General features: G+C 67.0%; 22 protein-coding genes and 1 pseudogene. 3 read left to right on the plus strand and 20 right to left on the minus strand.

Annotated elements, in window-relative coordinates; all coding sequences use genetic code 11:
• Nucleotides 1-50: 50 nt before the first annotated feature.
• Nucleotides 51-1,277 (plus strand): alanine transaminase, encoded by a 1,227-nt coding sequence (alaC, locus tag AC3WLF_RS00730; protein ID WP_492357659.1) that lies wholly within the window; start codon nucleotides 51-53, stop codon nucleotides 1,275-1,277.
• 12 nt (nucleotides 1,278-1,289) lie between these two features.
• Here alaC and AC3WLF_RS00735 read toward each other — a convergent pair whose 3' ends face one another.
• The 6 genes from AC3WLF_RS00735 to AC3WLF_RS00760 are packed head-to-tail and all read right to left on the minus strand — an operon-like array spanning nucleotide 1,290 to nucleotide 7,525.
• Nucleotides 1,290-1,955 carry a Crp/Fnr family transcriptional regulator gene (locus AC3WLF_RS00735; protein WP_316153893.1) on the minus strand — a complete coding sequence of 222 codons (666 nt, stop codon included), beginning with the start codon at nucleotides 1,953-1,955 and terminating at the stop codon, nucleotides 1,290-1,292.
• A 14-nt stretch (nucleotides 1,956-1,969) separates the two neighbouring features.
• Entirely contained in the window at nucleotides 1,970-3,103 is a 1,134-nt protein-coding gene (locus tag AC3WLF_RS00740) for an enoyl-CoA hydratase/isomerase family protein (protein WP_492351883.1), read from the minus strand.
• A gap of 9 nt (nucleotides 3,104-3,112) precedes the next feature.
• Nucleotides 3,113-3,883 carry an enoyl-CoA hydratase gene (locus AC3WLF_RS00745; protein ID WP_492318475.1) on the minus strand — a complete coding sequence of 257 codons (771 nt, stop codon included), beginning with the start codon at nucleotides 3,881-3,883 and terminating at the stop codon, nucleotides 3,113-3,115.
• Nucleotides 3,880-4,785: a 3-hydroxyisobutyrate dehydrogenase gene (gene mmsB / locus AC3WLF_RS00750; RefSeq protein ID WP_492318474.1), complete on the minus strand. Its 906-nt coding sequence runs from the start codon at nucleotides 4,783-4,785 to the stop codon at nucleotides 3,880-3,882. Before mmsB ends, AC3WLF_RS00745 begins: the two co-directional genes overlap by 4 nt.
• A 37-nt stretch (nucleotides 4,786-4,822) precedes the next feature.
• Nucleotides 4,823-6,346: a CoA-acylating methylmalonate-semialdehyde dehydrogenase gene (locus tag AC3WLF_RS00755; protein WP_492318473.1), complete on the minus strand. Its 1,524-nt coding sequence runs from the start codon at nucleotides 6,344-6,346 to the stop codon at nucleotides 4,823-4,825.
• Nucleotides 6,347-6,391: 45 nt separating this feature from the next.
• Nucleotides 6,392-7,525: an acyl-CoA dehydrogenase family protein gene (locus AC3WLF_RS00760; protein WP_492318472.1), complete on the minus strand. Its 1,134-nt coding sequence runs from the start codon at nucleotides 7,523-7,525 to the stop codon at nucleotides 6,392-6,394.
• A gap of 150 nt (nucleotides 7,526-7,675) precedes the next feature.
• On the opposite strand from AC3WLF_RS00760, the gene AC3WLF_RS00765 reads away from it, so the two are divergent.
• Nucleotides 7,676-8,689: an AraC family transcriptional regulator gene (locus tag AC3WLF_RS00765; RefSeq protein WP_492357808.1), complete on the plus strand. Its 1,014-nt coding sequence runs from the start codon at nucleotides 7,676-7,678 to the stop codon at nucleotides 8,687-8,689.
• Nucleotides 8,690-8,699: 10 nt separating this feature from the next.
• Here the strand turns inward: AC3WLF_RS00765 and fghA are convergent, their stop codons facing one another.
• The 9 genes from fghA to AC3WLF_RS00810 form a co-directional block, all read right to left on the minus strand.
• Nucleotides 8,700-9,542, minus strand: coding sequence for an S-formylglutathione hydrolase (gene fghA / locus AC3WLF_RS00770; RefSeq protein WP_492357660.1), 843 nt, complete (start codon nucleotides 9,540-9,542; stop codon nucleotides 8,700-8,702).
• Between the two features lie 13 nt (nucleotides 9,543-9,555).
• On the minus strand, nucleotides 9,556-10,662 hold the full coding sequence (locus tag AC3WLF_RS00775) for an S-(hydroxymethyl)glutathione dehydrogenase/class III alcohol dehydrogenase (RefSeq protein ID WP_116358555.1): 1,107 nt from the start codon (nucleotides 10,660-10,662) through the stop codon (nucleotides 9,556-9,558).
• Nucleotides 10,663-10,840: 178 nt separating this feature from the next.
• The gene (locus AC3WLF_RS00780; protein ID WP_492357661.1) at nucleotides 10,841-11,425 is read right to left on the minus strand and encodes a glycerol-3-phosphate responsive antiterminator; all 585 of its coding nucleotides are present in this window, start codon (nucleotides 11,423-11,425) and stop codon (nucleotides 10,841-10,843) included.
• Nucleotides 11,426-11,430: 5 nt separating this feature from the next.
• Nucleotides 11,431-12,981, minus strand: coding sequence for an FAD-binding oxidoreductase (locus AC3WLF_RS00785; protein ID WP_492357662.1), 1,551 nt, complete (start codon nucleotides 12,979-12,981; stop codon nucleotides 11,431-11,433).
• The gene (locus AC3WLF_RS00790) at nucleotides 12,978-14,657 is read right to left on the minus strand and encodes a glycerol-3-phosphate dehydrogenase/oxidase (RefSeq protein ID WP_492318468.1); all 1,680 of its coding nucleotides are present in this window, start codon (nucleotides 14,655-14,657) and stop codon (nucleotides 12,978-12,980) included. Before AC3WLF_RS00790 ends, AC3WLF_RS00785 begins: the two co-directional genes overlap by 4 nt.
• Nucleotides 14,658-14,675: 18 nt before the next feature.
• A complete protein-coding gene (locus AC3WLF_RS00795) occupies nucleotides 14,676-16,199 on the minus strand; it encodes an FGGY family carbohydrate kinase (protein WP_492318467.1) in 1,524 nt (507 codons plus the stop codon).
• On the minus strand, nucleotides 16,196-17,659 hold the full coding sequence (locus tag AC3WLF_RS00800) for an MFS transporter (protein ID WP_492351890.1): 1,464 nt from the start codon (nucleotides 17,657-17,659) through the stop codon (nucleotides 16,196-16,198). The genes AC3WLF_RS00795 and AC3WLF_RS00800 overlap by 4 nt, the downstream gene beginning before the upstream one ends.
• A 150-nt stretch (nucleotides 17,660-17,809) precedes the next feature.
• Complete coding sequence (locus AC3WLF_RS00805) at nucleotides 17,810-19,177, minus strand: NTP/NDP exchange transporter (RefSeq protein ID WP_492318465.1); 1,368 nt, start codon at nucleotides 19,175-19,177, stop codon at nucleotides 17,810-17,812.
• 12 nt (nucleotides 19,178-19,189) lie between these two features.
• Nucleotides 19,190-20,107, minus strand: a complete 918-nt coding sequence (locus tag AC3WLF_RS00810; RefSeq protein ID WP_492318464.1) for an aldo/keto reductase — start codon at nucleotides 20,105-20,107, stop codon at nucleotides 19,190-19,192.
• A gap of 89 nt (nucleotides 20,108-20,196) precedes the next feature.
• On the opposite strand from AC3WLF_RS00810, the pseudogene AC3WLF_RS00815 reads away from it, so the two are divergent.
• Nucleotides 20,197-20,469: pseudogene (locus tag AC3WLF_RS00815) on the plus strand (ABC transporter ATP-binding protein); the annotation flags it as partial.
• Between the two features lie 102 nt (nucleotides 20,470-20,571).
• Here the strand turns inward: AC3WLF_RS00815 and AC3WLF_RS00820 are convergent.
• The 5 genes from AC3WLF_RS00820 to AC3WLF_RS00840 form a co-directional block, all read right to left on the minus strand.
• Nucleotides 20,572-20,952, minus strand: a complete 381-nt coding sequence (locus AC3WLF_RS00820; RefSeq protein ID WP_492318463.1) for a type II toxin-antitoxin system VapC family toxin — start codon at nucleotides 20,950-20,952, stop codon at nucleotides 20,572-20,574.
• Complete coding sequence (locus AC3WLF_RS00825) at nucleotides 20,949-21,155, minus strand: type II toxin-antitoxin system VapB family antitoxin (protein ID WP_492318462.1); 207 nt, start codon at nucleotides 21,153-21,155, stop codon at nucleotides 20,949-20,951. Before AC3WLF_RS00825 ends, AC3WLF_RS00820 begins: the two co-directional genes overlap by 4 nt.
• Before the next feature lie 110 nt (nucleotides 21,156-21,265).
• Entirely contained in the window at nucleotides 21,266-21,451 is a 186-nt protein-coding gene (locus AC3WLF_RS00830; protein ID WP_492318461.1) for a hypothetical protein, read from the minus strand.
• Between the two features lie 501 nt (nucleotides 21,452-21,952).
• Nucleotides 21,953-23,314, minus strand: coding sequence for a GntP family permease (locus tag AC3WLF_RS00835; protein WP_492318460.1), 1,362 nt, complete (start codon nucleotides 23,312-23,314; stop codon nucleotides 21,953-21,955).
• A gap of 111 nt (nucleotides 23,315-23,425) precedes the next feature.
• Complete coding sequence (locus AC3WLF_RS00840) at nucleotides 23,426-23,818, minus strand: RidA family protein (protein WP_012355941.1); 393 nt, start codon at nucleotides 23,816-23,818, stop codon at nucleotides 23,426-23,428.
• Between the last annotated feature and the right edge of the window lie 48 nt (nucleotides 23,819-23,866).

The following is a 23,866-nucleotide window of genomic DNA, read 5'->3' on the forward strand; positions in this document are numbered from 1 at the left end:
TGCCGACGTCGCTCGGACGGTTCCGGGCGCTTACGTAAAGGACTCCCTCCATGACTGCCGCTTCTGGCAAGCGCCGCTTTGCGCGCATCGATCGCCTTCCCCCGTACGTTTTCAATATCACCGCCGAGCTGAAGATGGCCGCCCGCCGCCGTGGCGAGGACATCATCGACATGAGCATGGGCAACCCCGATGGCGCCACGCCGGCGCATATCGTGGCCAAGCTCACGGAAGCGGCGCAGCGGCCCGATACGCACGGCTATTCGGCCTCCAAGGGCATCCCGCGGCTGCGCCGCGCGATCGCGCACTGGTACCGCGAACGCTATGACGTCGAGATCGACCCGGATACCGAGGCCATTGTCACCATCGGCTCCAAGGAAGGCCTGGCGCACCTGATGCTGGCCACGCTGGACCGCGGCGACACGGTGCTGGTGCCCGATCCCAGCTACCCGATCCATATCTACGGCGCGGTCATTGCCGGCGCGGATATCCGCTCGGTGCCGCTGGTGCCGGGCATCGATTTCTTTGCCGAGCTGGAACGCGCCATCCGCGGCAGCTATCCCAAGCCGAAGATGATCGTGCTGGGCTTTCCGTCCAACCCCACCGCGCAATGCGTGGAGCTGGACTTCTTCGAGCGCGTCATTGCGCTGGCGCGCAAGCACGATATCTTCGTGGTGCACGACCTGGCCTATGCCGACATCGTCTTCGACGGCTGGAAGGCGCCGTCGATCATGCAGGTGCCGGGCGCCAAGGATATTGCGGTGGAGTTCTTCACGCTGTCCAAGAGCTACAACATGGCGGGCTGGCGCGTGGGCTTCATGGTGGGCAACCCGGACCTGGTGGCGGCGCTGACGCGCATCAAGAGCTATCACGACTACGGCACCTTCACGCCGCTGCAGATCGCTGCCATCGCCGCGCTGGAGGGCGACCAGCAATGCGTCAGCGAGATCGCCGCGCAGTACCAGTCGCGCCGCGACGTGCTCGCGCGCGGGCTGATCGAAGCGGGCTGGCCGGTGGAGATCCCGAAGGCGTCGATGTATATCTGGGCGCGGATTCCCGAGCCGTACCGCGCGCTGGGCTCGCTGGAATTCTCCAAGCAGCTGCTGGCCAAGGCCAAGGTATCGGTGTCGCCGGGCATCGGCTTTGGCGACTATGGCGACGACTATGTGCGCTTTGCCCTGATCGAGAACGAATCGCGCATCCGGCAGGCGGTGCGCGGCATCAAGGCGATGTTCCGGGCGGACGGGCTGGTGAAGGTGCCGTCGGCGGCGCAGGCATGAACGGGCGCCGCCTCAGTAGCGGCGCAGTGCCTCCAGGTCGAGCACATGCACCGCGCCGTGCTCGACCGCCAGCAAGCCTTCGCTCTCCAGCACCTTGAGCGCCGCATTGGCGCGCTGGCGCGAGATCCCCGCCAGCAGGCCGACTTCTTCCTGTGTCAGATGCAGCGCCGGGCCCAGGCCAGGGCATAGCACCGGATGGAATAACGTAGCCAGCGCCCGCGCCACACGGCCCTCGATGCCGTGCAGCCGTTCATGCTCGACGGTCGCGATGAACAGGCCGAGCCGTTCATTGAGCTGGTCGAGCAGATAGCGGTTGAAGGGCAGGCTGGTCTCCTGCAGCCAGCGGAAGGTGGCCCCCGGCATGCAGGCGATGCGGGAATCGCGCAGCGCCACCACGTCATAGCGCAGCGCCTCGCGCTTGAGCAGGGAGCCTTCGCCGAGCCAGCCGCCGGCCGGCACGCCGGTCAGCGTCGCGCGCTTGCCGGAGGGCGATGCGCAATGCACCTTGACCAGGCCCTCGGCGATGCCTAGCCAGCTGTCGGCCCGGTCGCCCTTGCGGATGACATAGGCGCCTTGCGGCACCGTGCGTTCACGCAGCTCGGCGCGCACGCGCTGGCGTTGCGCCGGGGTCAGTGCCGCGGCCCAGGGGCTGCGCGCCAGCAGCGCGTCGAGGCTCACGGCAGCGCATCCGCTCAGCCGCGCGGGCCCAGGGGCAGCGGCTGCTCGCCCGGCGCCCACCACAGCCGGAACAGCGCCTGGACGGCGGCATCATCCACCGCGTCATAGCCGGTGACACGCCAGTGCGGGGCATTGTCCTTGTCGACGATCAGCGCGCGCACGCCCTCGATGAAATCGCCTTGCGTGAAGGTGTTGACCACCACCGCCAGCTCCATGCGGAAGCAGTCGGCCAGGTCCATGCGGCGCCCGCGCAGCAGCAATTCGCGCGTGGCGCAGGCGGATAGCGGCGAACGGGTGCGCAGTACATCGATGGTGCGGCTGGCCCATGCAGCGTAGGCCGGGTCGTCCTGGCAAGCCAGGCCGGCCAGGATTTCGGGCAGTGTCGCGTGCGCCGGGAAATGCTGCAGCAGTGCCGGCAGCACTTGCAGCAGCGGGGCGTCGGCGGCGCTGGCCACGTGCTCGCGCACCAGCGCGTGGCGCAGGTCTGCCAGCGTGTCATGGCCCCAGGTGATGCCGGCAAGCGTTGGCTCCAGCCCGGCCAGCATGGCGCTGTCCACTGCCGCATCGGCCAGTCCGCACAGCAGCGCATCAGCCGCGCCGATGGTGACGCCGGTCAGCCCCAGGTACAAGGCCAGCTCCACCGGCAGCTTTGACAGGAAATGGCTGGCGCCCACGTCCGGCACCAGGCCGATCCCGGTTTCGGGCATGGCCACGCGCGAGCGTTCGGTGACGAGGCGCAGGTGCGCGGCTTGCGCCAGGCCCATGCCGCCGCCCATGACGATGCCGTCCATCAGCGCCACCAGCGGCTTGGGGTAGCGGTGCAGGCGGTAGTCGAGCGTGTATTCGTCGATGAAGAAGCGCCGGTGCAGCGGGGTGCCGTCGCGGTAGCTGTCGGTCAGCGCGCGGATATCGCCGCCGGCGCAGAAGGCCTTGGGGCCGGCGCCGCGCAGCACCACCGCGCGGACGGCGTCGTCGTGCGCCCAGGCTTCCATCTGCGCGCCGAGCGCGACGATCATCGGGTACGACAGGGCATTGAGCTGGCGCGGCCGGTTCAGCGTGGCTATGCCGATACCGTTGACGACCTGGAACAGCACCTCCGGCTCGGCGGCATCCAGGTTGGCGGCCTTGGTCTCTTCAGTCAGGCGCATGGCGGGCTCCTAGGCGTTGCGCCATTGCGGCGTTCGTTTCTCGAGGAAGGCGTTGACGCCTTCGCGCTGGTCGGCATCGTCGAACAGGTCGACAAAGCGCTCGCGCTCCAGCGCCAGCGCGGCCTGGCGCGGTACGCCCTGGCGCGCCAGGTGCACCAGCCGCTTGCTGTGGGCGGCGGCGCGCGGGCTGACGTTGCCGGCGCGCTGCGCCATCGCCAGCGCCGTGGCCAGCGCCTGGCCGCGCGGCACGACTTCCTCCACCAGACCAATGCGCAACGCCGTGGCGGCATCGACGCGCTCGTTGGTCAGGATCATGCGCTTGGCCCAGCCTTCGCCGACCAGCCACGGCAGCGTCTGCGTGCCGCAACCGCACGGCAGCAGGCCGACGGCGGCTTCGGGCAGGGCCATCTGCGCCTGTTCCTCGGCGATGCGGATATCGCAGGCCAGCGCGCATTCCAGCCCGCCGCCCATGGCATAGCCGTTGACCGCGGCGATCACCACGGGCCGCGCGTTCTGCAGGGCTTCGAAGGCGCTGCCGAACTGCTGCGCCATCACGCGGGCATGGGCGCGGTCGCCCTCGGCAAAGCCGTTCAGGTCGGCGCCGGCGCTGAAGAACTTCTCGCCGGCACCGGTGACGACCACGGCACGTACTTCAGGGTTCGCGTCGATCTTTGCCACCAGCTCGCGCAGCTGCTGCAGGCCTTCGGCGGTGAAGGCGTTGGCGGGCGGGCGGCTCAGTGTCAGCGTGGCGACGTGGCCTTGCAGGGCAAACTCGATCATTCCTTGGCCTCCTTGTCGGCTGCGGACAGGTACTGGCGGATCACCCCGGAGAAGTCGAGCTGGCCGTCGCCGGCATGGCTCACGGCCTGGTAGACCTGCTGCGCCAGCGCACCCAGGAAGAGCGGCTGCTTCACGCTGCGCGCGGCGTCGTTGGCCAGGCCCAGGTCCTTGAGCATCAGGTCGGCGCCAAAGCCGCCGCTGTAGCCGCGCGCGGCCGGCGCGGTCTCGATCACGCCGGGCCAGGGGTTGCAGGTGTCCGAGGCCCAGCAGCGGCCGGTGGAGGTATTGACGATGCCGGCGAGCACGTTGGCATCGATGCCGAGCTTGACGCCCAGCGCCATGGCCTCGGATACGCCGATCATGGAGATGCCCAGGATCAGGTTGTTGCAGATCTTGGCGACCTGGCCGGTGCCGGTGCCGCCGCAGTGGACCAGGTTGCGGCCCATGCCGGCCAGCACCGGGCGCACCTGGGCGAACAGCGCTTCGGTGGCGCCGACCATGAAGGTCAGCGTGCCGGCCTGCGCGCCAACGGTGCCGCCGGAGACCGGCGCATCGGCCAGCGCATTGCCGTTTGCCTCGGCGGCGGCGGCCAGTTCGCGCACGGTGGCGGGGTCGATGGTGCTGGAATCCACCAGCGGCACGCCCGCGCGTACGCCGGCCAGCACGCCTTCCGGGCCCAGGTAAGCGCTGCGCACATGGGCTGCGGCGGGCAGCATGGTGATGACAAAGTCCGCTTCGGCCACGGCCTTGCGGGCGGAATCCGCGGTGGCGGCGCCCTCGGCGCACAGCGACGCCACTGCCGCGGCGTTGAGGTCGAATACCGTCAGCGTATGGCCGGCCTTGAGCAGGTTGCGCGCCATGGGCGCGCCCATGTTGCCGAGGCCGATAAAGGCGATATGCATGGGGTCTCCTTCCGTGTCGTTCTTGAATGCCGCCGGCTTACTTCAGGCTGATGGTGGTGTTCACCCCATCGTTGACCGTCGCGTCATCAAACCACCGCGCCGTCACCGTCTTGGTCTGCGTATAGAACTGCACCACCTGCTTGCCATACGGACCCAGGTCCCCCAGCTTGGAGCCACGCGATCCGGTGAAGCTGAAGTAGGGCACCGGCACCGGGATGGGAATGTTGATGCCGACCTGGCCCACGTCGATCTCGCTCTGGAACTTGCGCGCCGCGGCGCCGCTTTGCGTGAACACGCCGGTGCCGTTGCCGAACGGGTTGCGGTTGACCAGGGCGATGGCCTCGTCCAGCGTATCGACGCCGATCACCACCAGCACCGGCCCGAAGATCTCTTCGGTGTAGATCGACATGTCGGTGCGGACATCGGTAAAGATGGTCGGGCCGATGAAGTTGCCCTGCGGATAGCCCGGCACTTCCACGCCGCGGCCATCCAGCACCAGCGTCGCGCCTGCGCGCTCGCCGGCGGCGATGAGGCCGAGGACCCGTTCCTTTGCCGCCACCGATACCACGGGGCCGACATCGGTGCCAGCCTCGGCACCGGCGCCGACTTTCAGGGTCCTGGCGCGTTCGACCAGGTCGGGCACCCAGTCGCGTGCCGCCCCCACCAGCACCACCACCGAGGTGGCCATGCAACGCTGGCCGGCCGCGCCGAAGCCTGCACCGGCCAGCGCGTTCAGCGTCTGCTCCTTGTGCGCATCGGGCAGTACCACCGCATGGTTCTTGGCGCCCATCATGGACTGCACACGCTTGCCGTGCGCGCCGGCCAGGTTGTAGACGTGGGTGCCGACGGCGGTCGAGCCCACGAACGACACCGCCTTGATGTCCGGGTGCGTGCACAGCGCGTCGACCACGTCCTTGGCGCCGTGCACCACGTTCAGCACGCCCGGCGGTACGCCGGCTTCCAGCGCCAGCTTGACCAGCTCCACGGTGGACAGCGGGTCCTGCTCCGAAGGCTTGAGCACGAAGGTATTGCCGCACACGATCGCCATCGGGAACATCCACAGCGGGATCATCGCCGGGAAGTTGAACGGCGTGATACCCGCGCAGACGCCGATCGGCTGCTGCAGCGTGTAGGTGTCGACGGTGGCGGCCACGTTCTCGGCAAAACCGCCTTGCTGCAGCGTGCCGATGGAGCAGGCGTGCTCGACCACCTCCAGCCCGCGGAAGATGTCGCCTTCGGCATCTGCCAGGGTCTTGCCCTGCTCGGCGGTCAGGATGGCGGCGATACGCTTGCTGTGCTCGCGGATCAGTGCCTGGAAGCGCAGCATGACGCGCAGCCGCGCGCCGATGGGCGTGTGGCGCCACGTGGCAAAGGCGCGGTGCGCGGCGCCCACGGCAGCGGCGACCTCGCTGGCGGTGGCCAGCGGCACGCGTGCCAGCACTTCCTGCGTGGCGGGATTGACCACGTTGCGGAATTCGGTGGCGGACGAATCCACCCATTCGCCGTTGATCAGCAGCGGCACGGTCGGCACGGCATTGTCGGTCTTGGGCACGGCACTCATGGTTGTCTCCGGAAGGTCTGGTTCTGTTGGCAAGGGATGGTGGGACTACAGGCTGCGCGCGATCAGCATGCGCTGGATCTCGCTGGTGCCTTCGTAGATCTGGGTGATGCGGGCGTCGCGGTAGTGGCGCTCGACCGGGTAGTCTTCGAGATAGCCGTAGCCGCCGTGGATCTGCAGCGCCTTGGAGCACACGCGCTCGGCCAGCTCGGACGCATACAGCTTGGCCTGCGAGGCTTCGGACAGGCACGGCACGCCTTCGCTGCGCATGCGTGCGGCGCGGTGCACCAGCAGGCGCGCGGCGTTCAGCTCGGTGGCCATGTCGGCCAGCATGTTGGCGATGGGCGGGTGTTCGCGCAGGGCGCGGCCGAACTGGATGCGTTCCGAGGCATAGCGGCACGCGGCCTCGAAGGCCGAGCGCGCAATGCCGATGGCCTGCGCGGCGATGCCGATGCGCCCGCCTTCCAGGTTGGACAGCGCGATGCGCAGGCCCTCGCCGGGTTCGCCGAGCAGTGCGTCGTGCGGTACGGTGCAGTCTTCCAGCGTGATCGCGCAGGTGTCGGAGGCGCGGATGCCGAGCTTCTTCTCGGGCGCGTGCACGATGAAGCCCGGGGTGTCGGTCGGAACAAGGAAGGCCGAGATGCCTTTCTTGCCGCGCTCGGGCTCGGTGGCGGCAAACACCACCGCCACGCCGGCGCGCTGGCCGTTGGTGACGAACTGCTTGCTGCCATTGAGCACCCAGCCGTTGTCGGTGAAGCGGGCGCGCGTGCGCAAGTTGTGCGCTTCGGAGCCCGCCTGCGGCTCGGTCAGGCAGAATGCGCCGATCAGCTCGCCGCTGGCCAGCCGCGCCAGGTAGCGTTCTTTCTGCGCATCGGTACCATAATGCAGGACCGGCCCGCAGCCGACCGAGTTGTGCACGCTCATCATGGTGGCGCAGGCGGCGCAGCCGGCGGCGATCTCTTCGATGGCCAGCGCATAGGCGACGTAGTCGGTATAGGTGCCGCCCCATTCCTCGGGCACGATCATGCCCAACAGCCCCAGCGCGCCCATTTCGGCGACGACCTCGTCGGGCAGGCGGGCGTCGCGGTCCCATTGCGCGGCGCCGGCGGCCAGCCGTTCGGTGGCAAAGGCGCGCGCGCTGTCGCGGATCATGGTTTGCTCTTCGGTGTAGTCGCTGTGCATGGCAGTTAGGGGTGGGCGTTTGGAGCCGCGCTGCAAGTCAGGCAGAATGCGCGTCGGCGTTTGACCTGCGGGCAGTGTAGGAACGCCGGAGGCCGGCTCCTATGCCAAAATCCGCCAATCTTCGTGAACTCGATTGCCACCCTCAGCGCCATGGAAAAAGGCAGTGTCGCCATCTGTTTCGTCCACCACGCCATCGCGGGGCTGCGCGCACGCGGCGTCGACCCCGATCCGGTACTGCGCGGCGCCGGCATTGCGCCGGCGCTGCTGGCGGTGCCGCAGTCACGCGTCTCGTCCGCCAGCTACAGCGAGCTGTGGATGGCCGTGGCGGCGGCGCTGGACGATGAGTTCTTCGGGCAGGATTCGCGCAGCATGAAGTGCGGCAGCTTTGCCATGCTGTGCCACGCGGTGGCCGGGAGCCGCACGCTGGGGCAGGGGCTGGAGCGCATCACGCGGTACTTCCGGCTGCTGCTGGACGATATCGGCGTGCGGCTGGAGCGCCACGGCGACGAGGCCGCGCTGGTGCTGACCGCGCCCTGCGCGCACCTGGGGCGGCAGCCCGGCGTGTTTGCCAAGGAAACCATGCTGATCATGCTGCATGGCCTGATGAGCTGGCTGTTGCGGCGGCGCGTGCCGGTGCGGCTGGCGGCCTTTGACTACGACGAGCCGCCGTACAGCGCGGAATACCGCGTCATGTATTCGCGCCAGCTGGCGTTCGGGCAGCCGGCCACGGCGCTGGTCTTCGACGCGGCACTGCTGGAGCAGCCGGTGCGCCAGGACGAGCGCAGCCTGAAGGCCTTCCTGCGCGATGCGCCGCACAACGTGGTGGTGAAGTACTCCGACCGCGCCAGCGTGGGCGCGCGCGTGCGCAGGCTGCTGCGCAACCAGCGTCCGGATCAATGGCCCACCTTTGAAGACCTGGCGATCAGCCTGAACCTGTCCGCATCATCGCTGCGGCGCCGGCTGATGGAGGAGGGCGTCAGCTATCAGGACCTGAAGGATGCGCTGCGGCGCGATCTTGCCATCGAGGCGCTCAGCCATTCCGGCCGCCCGGTGGCGGATATCGCGGCCGAGCTCGGCTTTGCCGAGCCGGGCGCGTTCCACCGGGCGTTCCGGCGCTGGACCGGATCGCGCCCGGGGGCTTACCGCCGGGTGGCGGAAGGCTGATGCGGCGCGTCTAGAGCTGCGCCGCGTGGTGGCGGAGGTGGTCGGCGATAAAGCTGGTGATGAAGTAGTAGCCGTGGTCGTAGCCGCTATGCCGGCGCAGCGTCAGCGGCTGGCCGACGGCCTGGCAGGCTGCCGCGAATGCTTCCGGATGCAGCTGGCTTTGCAGGAACTGGTCGTCGAGTCCCTGATCGACCAGGATGCCGGCCGGGAAGGGCGCCCCATTCTGGCGTGCCATCAGTTCACTGGCGTCGTACTCGGCCCACGCGGCGCGGTCCGTGCCGAGATAGCCAGTGAACGCCTTCTGGCCCCACGGGCAGCGTGACGGCGCGGCGATCGGCGCAAACGCAGACACCGAGCGGAAGCGCTGCGGATGGCGCTGTGCCAGCACCAGCGCGCCGTGCCCGCCCATGGAATGCCCGAAGATGCCGACGCGGCCGGCATCGCCCGGCAAGGCGGTGGTAACCAGCCCGAACAGCTCGTCGGCCACGTAGCTTTCCATGCGCCAGTACTCCTGCCACGGCGCCTCGGTGGCATCGACATAGAACCCGGCACCCACGCCGAAGTCCCAGGCATCGGCCTCGCCCGGCAGGCCCGCGCCGCGCGGGCTGGTATCGGGCGCCACCAGCATCAGGCCGTGCTCGGCGGCAAAACGCTGCGCGCCGGCCTTGATCATGAAGGTTTCCTCGGTGCAGGTCAGGCCGGCCAGGTAGAACAGCACCGGCACCTTGCCGCCTGCCTGCGCCTGCGGCGGCAGGTAGACCGAGAAACGCATCGGCAGCCCGATCGCCGTCGAATCATGGCGATAGAAGCGCTGCACGCCGCCGTGGCAGCCGTGTTGCGAGATCAGTTCCATGTCGGCGCCGTCCTCAGTACAGCACCACCGAGCGGATCGACTCGCCGCGCTTCATCAGGTCGAAGCCCTCGTTGATGCGCTCCAGCGGCAGCGTGTGCGTGATCAGGTCGTCGATATTGAGCTTGCCCTCCATGTACCAGTCGACGATCTTCGGTACATCGGTGCGCCCGCGGGCGCCGCCAAAGGCCGAGCCCTTCCACTCGCGCCCCGTCACCAGCTGGAACGGCCGCGTCGAGATCTCCGCGCCGGCCTCGGCCACGCCGATGATGATCGACTTGCCCCAGCCCTTGTGGCAGCACTCCAGCGCCTGGCGCATGACCTGCGTGTTGCCGATGCATTCGAACGAATAGTCGGCACCGCCGTCGGTCAGCTGGATGATGTGGTCGACCACGTTATCCACGTCCTTCGGGTTGATGAAGTGGGTCATGCCGAACTTGCGCGCCATGGCTTCGCGGCCAGGGTTCAGGTCCACGCCGATGATCTTGTCGGCGCCCACCATCTTGGCCGCCTGGATCACGTTCAGGCCAATGCCGCCCAGGCCGAACACGACCACGTTGGCGCCGGCTTCCACCTTGGCGGTGAACAGCACCGCGCCCACGCCGGTGGTGACGCCGCAGCCGATGTAGCAGACCTTGTCGAACGGCGCGTCGGGGCGGATCTTGGCCAGTGCGATCTCCGGCACCACGATGTGGTTGGCGAAGGTCGAGGTGCCCATGTAGTGGAAGATCGGCTTGCCGTCGATGGAAAAGCGCGAGGTGCCGTCCGGCATCAGGCCCTTGCCCTGGGTGGCGCGGATCGCCTGGCACAGGTTGGTCTTGCGCGACAGGCAGAACTTGCACTGGCGGCATTCCGGCGTGTACAGGGGGATCACGTGGTCGCCGGGCTTGAGCGAGGTCACGCCCGGGCCGACGTCGGTGACGATGCCCGCGCCTTCATGGCCCAGGATCGCCGGGAAAATGCCTTCCGGGTCGGCCCCGGACAAGGTGTAGTAGTCGGTATGGCAGATACCGGTGGCCTTGACTTCCACCAGCACTTCCCCGGCGCGCGGGCCGTCCAGGTCCACGTCTTCAATGGTCAGCGGGGCGCCGGCTTTCCAGGCGATGGCGGCTTTGGTTTTCATGGGGGAGTCCTCCGGGATCAGGAATGTGGGGTGGCTTGCGGGCTGCGCGGCGTAGGCCGGCGCGGCGCGGGGGCAAGCCAGGTCCGAGGACAAGACTATACGATCTTCCTGCCGCAGCGGGCCAGTTTTGGCCGATCAGCGGTCAGCGAAACTGCCCAGGCGGCGCCAGGCGCGAGTCTTACGCCTTCAGCGCTCTCGCTTCCAGATTCCAGAGCTTGCGGTCGCTGGTGGAGACGGCCACGGCGCCATGTGCGAGCGCGCTGCGGATATCATCCCGATTGCAGACAAAGCCTGATGTCACGATCGGCGGCAGCGCCTTGCGGTCCGCTTCGGGCAGGTGCGACAGCATCGGCGCCGGCATCAGCTGCACCAGGTTCGGGTCGCTCTGTTCGAGCGCCTTGACGCTGCGCGGCCAGGTGGAGCGGTCGGTCACAAAGACCTTCTGCATCGTCACCATGCCGGCGCGGTTGGCGCGCTGGATCGTTGCCACGCGCGTGGAAACCAGACTGGTCACCCCGATGTCGGCCAGGTACTCCACCCCGCCCTTGTCCTGCGACAAGCCTTCGCAGCTGTCGATATTGACGATGACGTACTTGCCGGCGCTGGCCAGCGTGGCGATGACGGGCTGCAGCTTGCGCAGTTCCACGTTGGCGACAATGCAGACTTCGGCCACGCTTTCAAAGATGGCGTCGATCTGGTCAACACCGTAGAGTGTGCCGATGACGGGGCGTCGCGTCAGGCGCGCACCGAGGGACCTGTCCATGCTGGTTACTTCGGTTCGTTGGTGAGCACGTCACTGAGACCCAGCTTGCCTGGGTTCAGGATATTCTGCGGGTCGAGTGCCTGCTTGACCGCCGCCAGCAGCGGGAACGCCGTGTCCAGCGACGAGGCCATATATGGCGCGCGCAGCAGTCCGATTCCGTGGTGGTGGCTCAGTGCCGCATTGTATTGGATCAGCACCGCATTGGCAGCATCCCATGCCTGGCGATACCACTTCTGGCGATCTTCCACCGCGACCTCGCCGCGCAGCGAGAAGTACAGGCAGGCGCCGTCCACATAGGCGTGCGACTGGTGCGCGGAGCCGGCGAGGGTGCCCGGCACGGCATTGATGGCCTTGACCACGTCCGTGTAGATGGCAGCCAGGTCGCGCCACGGCCCTGACATTTCGAGCGTATCGGCGACAAAGCCGGGGCTGCGCTTGAAGCCCTCGGCGCTCTTGCCGGTCAGGTAGCGCGTGTCGAGCCAGCGCTCGAAAATGGACTCGCTGTCCAGTTTGTCACCAAGTTCCTGGCACACGCGCTCGCTGATCGTCATCACCGCATCGACCATCTCGCGCGCGCCCTCGTCGGCAACCAGCAGGACGTTGGTGTCCGGCAGTCCGAACTGCACGCCGCTTTCCAGTACGTCATAGAGCCGCAGCGCGGCCGGGTTGGCCCCGCGCTGCATGATCTCGCGGCAGGCCTCCAGGCCGATGGCAAAGGTCTTGAAGCCATAGGCGATGGCGCGCCCGTAGTCGGGCAGGCGGTGCAGCTTGAGGCGCACGCGCACGATCACGCCCAGCATGCCCTCGGACCCGATGAACAGTTGCTGCAGATCCGGGCCCAATGCCGCGCGCGAGTAGCCGCCCACGGTGACCAGGCTGCCGTCGGCCAGCACCACGTCCATGCCGAACACCATGTCCTCGATCTTGCCATAGCGCGTGGACAACTGGCCGGCGCCGCGGCAGGCTACCCATCCGCCGACCGTGCTGATCGCGTACGACGAAGGCCAGTGGCCCATCGTCATGCCGAATTCCTTCTGCACGGTCTCCTCGAAAATGTCGCCGAACATGCCGGCTTCCACGTCGACGATCTGGCTGTCCTTGTCGAATCCGACCAGCTGGTTCAGGCCGCACACGTCCAGCACGATGCCGCCGCGCACGGGCAGGGCAGCGCCCGTGACGTTGCTGCGGCCGGCCGATACGGTGACCGGAATGGCGCTGGCGCTGGCAATGCGCATGACTGCCTGCACCTGTTCCACGGTGGAAGCGCGCACGATGACCCCGCGCGGCGTGGCGGGCTTGCCCGCGGTCTCCGTGATCATCGATCCGGCCCACCAGTCGCGGGTCCACGCCACGACGTCGGCGGTATCGGTCAGGACCTCGTCGGCCACCTTGCGCAGGGCCGCGACATCGGCCGCGCAGACGGCAATGGTGTCGCGTTGCAGGCCCGGCGCATCCGGCGTGCCCTGGATGTTCGCCGCATAGCCCGGCGGCGTGTGGGCGCCGACAACGTAGTTGCCGCGGTTGTAGCCGCGCTTGATGGCTTCCTTGCTGATCATGCTGAGTCTCCCATGAGGACGGATTTTTCGAGGGCGACGGCGGCCAGGTATTCGCTGACCTGCCGCGCCACGGCCGCTTCGGACAATCCGAGTTCGGCCTGGAGGATCTGGCCCACCCGCGCTGCGGCACGGGCGGAGGCATCGCGCGCCATCAGGCGGGCACGGATGCGTCGTGACAAGACGTCGTCAACCGTGCCGGCCAGTTCATGACGCACGGCGTAGACGATTTCGGCTTCGGTATACGGCAGGCCTTCGACGATCGGCCTGGCCAGGGTGGCGTCCGCCTGCAGGATGTCGCTGACAAAGCGCGCCTCCGTGCCATAGCGCTCGCCCAGGTGCGCGGACATGCCGCCGGATGCGACGATGGCCTGCGCGTCATAGCCAGCCGCCCCGAGCAGATAGGCCGATCTGGTCAGGCACTTGCTGCGCTTGCCGATGACCTTCTGCGCGGCATCGATGGTTTGCTCTGCCATGTGCCGCGAGGTCGTGAGCTTGCCGCCGACGATGGTCACCAGGCCGTCGTCGGCGGTATGAATCTCGTGATTGCGCCTGATTTCCAGGGTCTTGCCGCCGGGCGGCGCCACCAGCGGGCGGCACCCCGCGATGCTGCCCACCACGTCATCCGGCGTCAGGTCGGTCTTTAGTGCCGAGCGCGCGCCCTCCAGCAGGAAGTCCAGTTCCTGCCGGGTGCACATGACATTGTCGAGGTCGCCCTCATAGTCTTCGTCGGTGGTGCCGAGGTAGGACACATTGCCCCACCGCGTGATGGTTGCCCGGCGGTTGCGGCCGGGCACCGGGATCGTCACCGTGCAGTCATTGCGGATCTTCAGCCACGGGATGGCAATGTGGACGCCCTTGGCAGGGCGGATGTGCAGGGTCCTGGCTTCGCCCTTCCTGCGGCCGGTCCAGTCGCGCAGCCAGACGCCGGTTGCCATGATGACCACGCCTGCGCGCACGCGGATCTCGCGCTCGCCGGCGTGGACAATGGCGCCATCCACCTTGCCGTGGCCATCGCGGGTGATCTCGGCGACGGTCGCGTGATTGACCACGGCCGCGCCATGGAACGCTGCCGTGCGTGCGATGTTCAGTGTCAGGCGGGCATCATCGACGCGCGCATCGAAGTACAGGTAGCCGCCGGTCAGATGTTCCTCATTGAAGGTCGGGCAGTGTGACAGCACCTCGGCCTTGGTCAGCTTCTGGTGCAGGATTCCCTCGCGCCAGCCACCGGCGAGGTCGTAGGTCCAGAGCAGGCTTTCGAAGGCCTTGGCCAGGCGCTTGTCGAACACGCCGTTGCGCTCCATCACCGGGAACAGGAACGGCAGCCGCTGCACCAGATGGCGCGCGTTGCGGCGCAGGCGCTGGCGCTCCAGCAGTGAATGGCGCACCAGGCCGAGATTGCCCTGCTCGATATAGCGCAGGCCGCCGTGCACCATCTTTGATGACTTGGACGAGGTCCCCGCGGCGAAGTCGCACTTTTCAACCAGCGCCACGCGATAGCCGCGCAAGCTGGCATCCAGCGCGGCGTAGGCGCCCGTCACGCCGCCGCCGACCACCAGGATGTCGAACGCATCCGCCTCCAGGCGGTCGAGCAGGTCCCGGCGCATCAGCCGCAATGGCTCGGTGCTGGTCATGGCGGCGCGCTCGCGGTTAGCGCTGCGGGATGGAAAAATCACCATGTCTGTTGTTGCTCCTGGTTAATGGACCGCAAGCGCGTCCGCATGGTTGAGCTCGGATGCCACCCGCGCATTCCAGAGCGCGCGCCGCTGGGCGCGCTCATCGGCGCTGATCGCAGGTTCGAATACCGCGTCCGGGGTCGTGGTGGCCCGGGCCTGCTGCATGGAATCCCAAAGCAGGCCGGACGAGCCGGCAAGGTAAGCGATGCCGCGCAGGCTGGCGCGGTCGGTCTCCTTCATGCGGTGGATGGAAATTCCGCTGAGATCCGCCTGCATCTGCAGCAGCGCATCGCTGCCGGACAAGCCGCCGCCGACCACCAGTTCCGACACTGGCACGCCCGCGATCTCCCGGTTGGCCTCGATGCAGGAAGTCACCGAGTGGGCAATGCCTTCGAGGATGGCAAAGGCCATCTCGGCCTGCGTCGTTGCCATCGAGATACCGGTCAATGCTGCGCGCGCTTCAGGCTGCATGCGTGGGACTCGCAGGCCGGTCAGCGCGGGAATAAAGGTCACGCTTCGTGACGATGCAACAGTGCTGGCCAGCGCACTGATTTGCCTGGCATTCTCGAACCAGCCGAGCTTGTCGCAGACCCAGTTGAGCGCGGAGCCGGTGGTGGCGACAAAGGTTTCGACGGAGAAATGCGACACGCCCAGCTGCCGGCGTGCGGTCATGGTCAGGGTGCTGTCCGACTTGCCGCTGCGTGCGGGAAGGTTCGGACCGACTACCAGGTCGACGAAGCTGCCGGTGCCATGCAGGCACATCGCCTGGCCGGCATCGAGGCATCCTAGGCCGATTGCGCCGGCGAGCTGGTCCCCGGCACAAGCGAGGATCGGCACGTCAATCCCCAGCACGTCCGGCCGCGTGCGGCCGAAGTCGTCCGCATCCTGGCGCAGCTCAGGCAGCAGCTCGCGCGGAAAGCCAAGCGCGTCGATCCAGTCGAGCTGGTAGCGATGCCCGGTCAGCACGTAGGCGTTGCATGAGGTGGCATTGGTCGGCGTGGTGATGCACGCGCGTGCCGTCGACAGGTGCCAGAGCAGCCAGCTGTCGATGGTGCCGAAGGCGAGCCGGCGCGCACGGAAGGCGTCAGCCACAGCCGGCGTGTCACGCAGGTGCCGCGCCGCCCACAGGTAAGGCGAGCGCACACCGGTGGGGCGGCCGACTGCTTCGCGCAGAGTCGCGTCCCATGCCGGCGCAAGCTGGTCGAGATCGGCTGCGTATCGCGTGTCCTGCCACACCATGGCGGGTACCAGCGCACGTCCGGTCTGCGTGTCCCACAGTACCGCGGTGGCGCGCTGGGTCGCGATGGCGAGGGCGGTGACGGTCAGGTCTTCGTGAGCGGCCTGCGCCAGGGTGGCGCGGCAAACCGCCAGGGTCTTGTCGAGCAGGACGTCGGCGTCCTGTTCGACCACGCCGGGGCAGGGGGAACGGACCTCAAGCGTGGTGTACTCGAGGCACATGACATGACCGTCGGCGGCCACCACCGCTGCCCGCGTGCCTGAGGTGCCCTCATCGATTGCAAGGATGACATTTCTGCGCTGGGTCATGGGCGGGCCTTTTCAATCGCGGGATTCATGAAGCCCGGAGCGTCCGGCACATCGCCCTTGAACTGCGGGGCATCGGCTTCATTGTCGGGGTTGATGGTGGTGCGGGTCGGGTCCCAGCGGATCGCGAAGCAGATGATGCTGGCCAGCAGCGGGACCACGGACAGGATCAGGAAGGTGGTCTCCAGCCCATACTGTGCGCGGAACAGCGGGAACACCAGCAGGCCCAGTGCAGCGCCGATGGCACCGAGTGCGCCGATGATGCCGTTGGCGCCCGCGCGCAGTTCACTGCGGAAAGACAGTGACGACAGGCTCTTGCCATTTGCGCCGGGTCCGCCCGAGTGGAACAGAATGAACAGCGACGGAACGACCACTGCCATCCACATCGGCATCTTGCCGTTGAACAGGCCCAGGATCAGCAGCATGGCGAATACCGCAGCAAAGCCGAACGCCGAGGCGCGGCGCAGGCCCAGCTTGCGGCCTATCAAGGGCGAGAGGAACCCGCCAAAGATGCCGCAGACGTTGAAGACCAGCGCGCCGATCGTCGCGTACACAAAGTCCTTGCCGAACAGGGCCGCACTGATCAGCGGCAGGTACCAGCCGATCGCGAAGTACTGGATCGACTGCCCGATCTGCACAGTTGCCGCCAGCACGGTGCGCGGCAGGTAGACGCCGCGGAAGATCAGCAGCACGTTGGCCAGGCCGCGGCGCGCCTGGTTGAGGACGGGGATGCGTTCCGCGGGCGGTGCGGCAACGAACTCACGTCCGTAGATGCGCGTCATGGCATGTGCGGCGGCATCGAGCAATTCCTTGCGCGCCAGCCAGATCGGGCTTTCCACCAGGAACAGGCCCTGCAGCAGCAGGATGATCACGCCGAAGACCGCGGTGGCTGCCACCGAGTAGCGCCAGATCGTGTCGCCAACGTCCCAGGAGTAGAACAGCAGTGCCAGCAACAGGTTAGAGCAGACGGCCGTGTACCACATGCCTTGCCACGTGTTCAGCCGACTCTTGAGTTTCACCGGCGTGAACTCCGCCAGCACCGCCATGGCGATGGCAAAGTCGATGCCGTAGGCCGCGCCGACAAAGAAGCGACCGGCCAGGATCACCTCGAAGCCGGGGGCAAACACCACCAGCAATGCGCCGGCCACAGCCAGGACCTTGGCGAGGATCAGCGGGCGGACGCGGCCCCAGCGGTCGGCCATCCAGCCGCCGATAGGGTTGAAGGCAATGGCCACCCATGAAGCAAACGAGGTCAACAGGGCGACTTTTGCCGGCGCGAGTTGAAGGTTGCGCGTCATCGGCCCGAGGCCGGCGCTCAGTGCAGAATTGGAAAATGCATCAAGGAATAGCCCGCCGAGTGCGAGCCACCAGATGACACCGGCCCTGCCGCGAATGCCTGGGCAGGAATCTATGTAGGCAATGACATCATCGATGCCACGAATCTTGATGGCAGAGTGTTGCACGGCGGTCTCCTCTTATTTGTTCTGTAAGAGGCCGCAGCAACTGCAAGGCGCGAAGAGACCATCTTACAGATGGTCTCTTATCTAGATCTGCGTGGCCAATGTATGGCTTCGCAGGCACAGCGTCAACCGGGAAAACCCTTGTCCTGGGCATTAGCGTGCAGCGGTATTCCCCACGGCACGGCGCGGACTGGCATCCGGCGGGGCCAGTTGACCCTCATGCCGCCGCCCCAGCCACCAGCCCAGCCCCGCCCACACCAGCGCCAGCACGGCGCCAGCCAGCGCCACCGTGGCGGGATGGCCCGACAGCGCATCGATCGCCGTCTTGACCCACGCACTGACCGCATCGCCCGCACGGTAGACGGCGGTGTCGATCACGTTCTTGGCCTTGTACTTGGTCTCGGGATCGACCACGGTGAACAGCATCTCGCGCCCGGGGCGCAGCAGTGCGTATTCGCCCACGCGCCGCAGGATCATCACGCCGGCCAGCACGCCGAAGGTCGGCAGCATCGCCAGTACGAGAAAGCCGCAGGTCACCGCCAGCGGCACCGCGGTCAGCAGCACGGTGACGCCATAGCGGCGCGCCATGCGGCCGGTGAAGAAGAGCTGGACCAGGATGGTCAGCGCCTGCACGGCAGCATCCAGCGCGCTGAAGACCTGGGTCTGGCGGGTGCGCTCCGGGAAGGCCTCGGCCACCAGCCGCGCCTGCTCGAAATACAGGAAGGTGCTGGCCGTGGCCAGCAGGATCACGAACAGGCCGATGCCAAGCAGGTAGCGCGAGCGCAGCAGCAGCGACAGCCCGGCCAGCAGCCCGCCGCCGATGGGGTTGGCCGGATCCTGCGCCGCGCCGGCCGGGGCTTCGCCCGGCTGCACCACGCCCGCGCCGGCGCGGCGGCGCCAGCCGAACAGCCAGCCCACGCCGGGCAGCGTTGCGGCCAGCAGCGCGGCCGACAGCAGCATCAGTCCGGTCAGGCCGATCCGCGGCACCAGCCAGCCGCCCAGCACGGGGCCGGCCAGCCCACCCGCGCTGGCGCCGGCGGCCAGCAGTGCGAACAGACGGCGCGCCTGCTCGGGGCGGAACACATCCGCCATCAGGCTCCATGCCACGGACACCACGAACAGGTTGAACACCGACAGCCACACGTAGAACACGCGCGCCAGCCAGACGTTGTCAGGCAGGGCGCGAGTGGCCAGCGCAAAGCCAAGCAGGTTGGCGATAAAGAAGGCGTACACCCAGGGCACGAAGCGGCGCCGCGGCAGCCACGCGCAGACCGCGCCGTACAGCGGGATCGCGGCCAGCATCACGACAAAGGTGGCGGTGAACAGCCACTGCAGGTTCTTCACGCCGCCGGCAATGCCCATGGTCTCGCGCACCGGCCGCAGCATGAAATAGCTGGCGAACAGGCAGAAGAAAAACAGGAAGCCGGCCACCACGGCGCCGCCCTCGCCGGGGCGGATGCCGAAACCGCGCCGCAGCCGGGCCAGGCCGCCGGCAGGCGGGTCGCGCGCGGGATCGTCCACGATCGGTACGGCTCAGCGCAGCAGCGCGGCGATGCGCTCGCGCTGGCCGGGATCGGGCATGCGGCCCAGTCCGGCGCCGAGGTTGTCGGCCATGTTGGGCGGCTTGGAGGTGGCCGGGATCGCCGCGGTCACGGCGGGATGGCTGACGATGAACTTCAGGAACAGCTGGGCCCACGAGCCGCAGTCGATATCGCCGGCCCACGGCGGCAGCGGGCGGTCCTTGACGGCGCGAAAGAGGCGTCCGTCCTGGAATGGCCGGTTGATCAGCACCGCCACGCCGCGTGCTTCACACAGCGGCAGCAGCGTGCGCTCGGCATTGCGCTCGGCCACTGAATAGTTGATCTGGACAAAGTCCACGCGCTCGCTGCGCACGATCTTCTCCAGCGCCTCGTGCGCGTCCTCGCGGTAATGGGTGATGCCCAGGTAGCGGATGCGGCCCTGTTCCTTCAGCTCGCGCAGCCAGCGCAGGTTGGCCTGCCAGTCGATCAGGTTGTGTATCTGCAGCAGGTCGACCTTGTCTACATGCAGGTCGGCCAGCGAGCGCGCCCATTGCGCCTGCGCGGGCGCGCCGGATTTGGCCGAGATCTTGGTGGCCAGGAACACCCGGCTGCGGGCGTTGGCCGCGCGCAGCAGGTCGCCGGTCACGGCCTCGGCGCTGCCGTAGCTGGGCGCGGTATCGACGACCGAGCCTTCGCTCTGCAGCAGCAGGCCCATCACCTCCGCCAGCGGCTTGCGTTCGTCGGCGCCGGTGCCGACGTTGAAGGTGTCGGCGGTGCCCATGCCGATCACGGGCAGGGCTTCGGTGGTGCCCGGGATATTGCGGCGCAAGGGGGCGGCGACGGTGGCGGCATGAGCCGGCAGCACAGGGCCGAGGCCGGTAGCGGCCAGGCCTGCTGCAAGGCTGAGGAAGGAGCGGCGGTCGATCGACATGGGATGGTTCCCGGCAAGTGACTTACTGGTTGACCTTAGGCTGCGGGCGGACCCTTGTAAACCGTTGCGTTGATCAGTTGCGCGACAAACTGATGCTCAACCCGGCGCTGTTGATGCTGGACGAACCGATGGAAGGCTCGGCGCCGATCATCATGCAGGAACTGCGGCGGGTGATCCGGCAACTGATCGGCCAGTCGGACATGGCGGCGATCGTGGTGGAACGGAATGCGCGGCTGGCACTGGCGATGACGCAGCGGGCGATGGTGCTGGACCGGGGAAGGGTGGTGCATGCGTCGGACAGCGCTGTGTTGCTGGCAGACAAGGCGCGGCTGGATGCGCTGATGAGTGTGGTCGGGGTATGACGTGGCCAAAAAAACGTCGCGAACCTGGTGCAGGTTAACCTGCCGGTCGCTTTCAGCAGCCAGTGCCTCGTTGCTGAATAGAGTCGCGGCGCTTCACGTGACCTAGTGAAGCTTGGGTCGATGCGCCACACCAAAACGCACTGACAAGTCGTTGAGACGTTGGTCCAGTGTCCATAGCCGTGCGCCTGGCGTGATCAAAGTGGAAGCCAGCAATGAGACATCCACCAGGCCGCAACCGAGTCCATGCAATTTTTCGTGCTCGATGAACGCCATTACCTCTGACAAGCTCGCTTGCCTTGCGGGCTGCAACAGCCCGATGTCACCGAGTGTCCGCGCACGCGGTGCCGGGGGCGTCCCGCAGGCTAGTTCAACCAGGACCATGGGGTGGGTCAGTGCTTGATCCGACACGAGCAGACTGACCAGTGCGTCATTGCGGTTCTTGAAATGATCCACCCACACAGAGGTGTCGACGAGCACGCTCATTTCGATTCGGGTTCGATGCGGCTACGTGGCACATCTTCCATGTCGGGAGCGGTGCCACCCAGCGCCGCGAGGCGCTTGGCTGCTTGCACCCGCACGAAAGTCTTGATTGCCTCACGAAAAAGATCAGATTTGTCCATGCCAGGGTCGGCTATCTCTAGTGCTTGTTCATAAAGGGCGTCGTCGATAGTGACGGTCGTGCGCATAGCATGCTCCTCGCCTCAGATTTGATGTTATGGTGCATCAAAAAAAGCATCTAGGCAAGGTTGCCTGCAGGATGGTGTGACGGTGACTGCCCCGTCACACCAACGAGCCGCTACAGCATCCGCTCCCGTTCGGCCAGCAGTCCATCAAGCTGCGCCTTCACCATGCCAAGCAGGCAAAGCGCGCTGAAGCAGCCCTCCGAGCGTTCGCTTTCGTGATCCAGAAGTACGAGAACGCCGTTAATACCAGCGCGAACCTGCTGCAGGCATTCGTTAGTCATTTCATCGATCGTCGTCATTGATTCCTCACTAGTGAGTGCGCGCCACTCCTTTCCACGTGAGGGCGGCGGGCCAGTCAACGAGGGTGGAAAGACCGGTCTGACGAGGTGGAACCGGCCAGCCTTGCGGCTGCCTCGCTTGGCCCGCCATGGAACCATGCGAGCACACAGGCGTTGCATGCTGCAAGCGCAACGCCTGTCCTCGTCAGACATCCGGGCTTTCCACACCCGATCATCGGTGATCCGATGACGCCACCAGTATTTGCTGTCGGTGCAGGGGAATCGATGAGAGATGTCGCATTTCCAGGGGCGGGCGAAGTTTGAATCCATGCAGCGGATCCAGAAATCGCCGACTCTTGAAAATGCGCGTGCGGCTTTCGTAGACCGCGCCCATGCCGTCGAAGGCAGCCACGGCCGGCCATGAAGTTGGGATGGTGGCGCAGGCAAGCCAATCCCGGTTGATACCGGGGCCTGCCGGGGCCGCCCGGCGCGCCCCCGGGGCGGGGGCGCGGGAGGTAACGCTCAGATCAGCGTGGCCAGGCCCAGCGTCAGCAGCAGCGCCACCACGGAGATGATGGTCTCGCAGACCGACCAGGTCTGGAAAGTCTGGGTCACGGTCATGTTGAAGTACTCCTTGACCAGCCAGAAGCCGCCGTCGTTCACGTGCGACAGGATCAGCGAGCCGGCGCCGGTGGTCAGCACCAGCAGTTCCGGGCGGGTGCCCGGCACGCTGGCGGCGATCGGCGCGACGATGCCCGCGGCGGTGGTCATGGCCACCGTGGCCGAGCCCGTGGCGATGCGGATCATCACCGCCACCAGCCAGCCCAGCACCAGCACCGACACGTTGGCGCCGGTGGCGACGTCGACGATGGCGTTGGAGATGCCCGAGTCGCGCAGGATGCGGCCAAAGCCACCGCCGGCACCGACGACGAGCGTGATGATGGCGGTGGGCGCCACGCACTCGTTGGTGAACTTGAGGATGGTCTCGCGGTTGAAGCCGCGCGCCTTGCCGAAGGTGTAGAAGCTCACCAGCGCGGCGATCAGCAGCGCCATCACCGAGTTGCCGATCAGCTTCAGGAAGTCGTTGGCAAAGGTCTTGGGCGTGGTGAACAGGTCGGCCCAGCTGCCGATCAGCATCAGGATCACGGGCAGCAGGATGGTGAACACCGTGATGCCGAAGCCCGGCAACTCGTGCGATGCCTTGACGCGCTCATCCTCTTCGGTGAACTGGTCCGCCAGCGGGTTGATCTCGGGCAGCTTGACGTAGCGGTCCATCAGCTTGGCGAACAGCGGGCCGGCGAGGGCTGCGGTGGGAATGCCAACGATCAGCGCGTACATGATGGTCTTGCCGATGTCGGCGCCATAGGCGGTCACCGCCAGCAGTGCGGCCGGGTGCGGCGGAATCAGGCCGTGCACCACGGACAGGCCGGCCACCATCGGGATGCCGACCAGCACCATCGACGTGCCGGTGCGCTTGGCCACGTTGAAGGCGATCGGCACCAGCAGCACGAAGCCCACTTCAAAGAACACCGGCAGGCCGACGATAAAGGCGATGGTGGCCATCGCCCAATGCACGTTCTTCGCGCCGAAGAAATCGATCAGTGTGTTCGCGATGCGCTCCGCGCCGCCGGACTCGGCCATCATCTTGCCGAGCATGGTGCCAAGGCCGACCACCAGCGCGATATGGCCCAGCGTGCCGCCGACACCGGCTTCAAAGGACTTGACGATGTCGCCCATCGGCATGCCAACGGCAAAGCCGAGCAGCACCGAAACGACCACGAGGGTAATGAAGGGGTTGAGCTTGAAGCGCGCGATCAGCACCACCAGTGCGATCACTGCGATCAGCGCATACACCAAGAGCGTGGTTCCGGTGACGGCACCCATATTGTCTCCTTGTGTGGAAAAAAGGCCGCTTGTGGCGGCAGGGGTTAGTTTTTAGTTTTTCCCCTCTTCCGCGGTTGGGAGAGGGGAGTACACAATCCGCAGGCAGCAGGCTCAGGCTGCCGGCTTCTTGTAGGCGATGCAGTCCACTTCGACCTTGCAGTCCACCACCATGCTCGACTGCACGCAGGCGCGCGCGGGCGGGTTGGCGCCGAAGTATTCCTTGAAGATCTTGTTGAACGAGGCGAAGTCGCGCGTGTCGTCCAGCCAGACGCCGCAACGCACGACGTGCTCGGGGCCGTAGCCGGCCTCGGCCAGGATGGCCAGCACGTTCTTGATGGCCTGGTGGGTCTGGGGCACGATGCCGCCGTCGATGACCTCGCCGTTGACCATCGGCACCTGGCCGGAGACGTAGAGCCAGCCATCGGCCGCGACCGCGCGGGCAAAGGGCATGTGCTGGCCGCCGGTACCGGTGCCGCCTTCGACGCCGAATCGTTTGATGTCCATGGGTACTCCTGGGATGTGTTGGATATGGGAAGGAAGGAGGGCAGCGCG

It is taken from the genome of Cupriavidus sp. FW306-01-F10A (assembly GCF_058782785.1).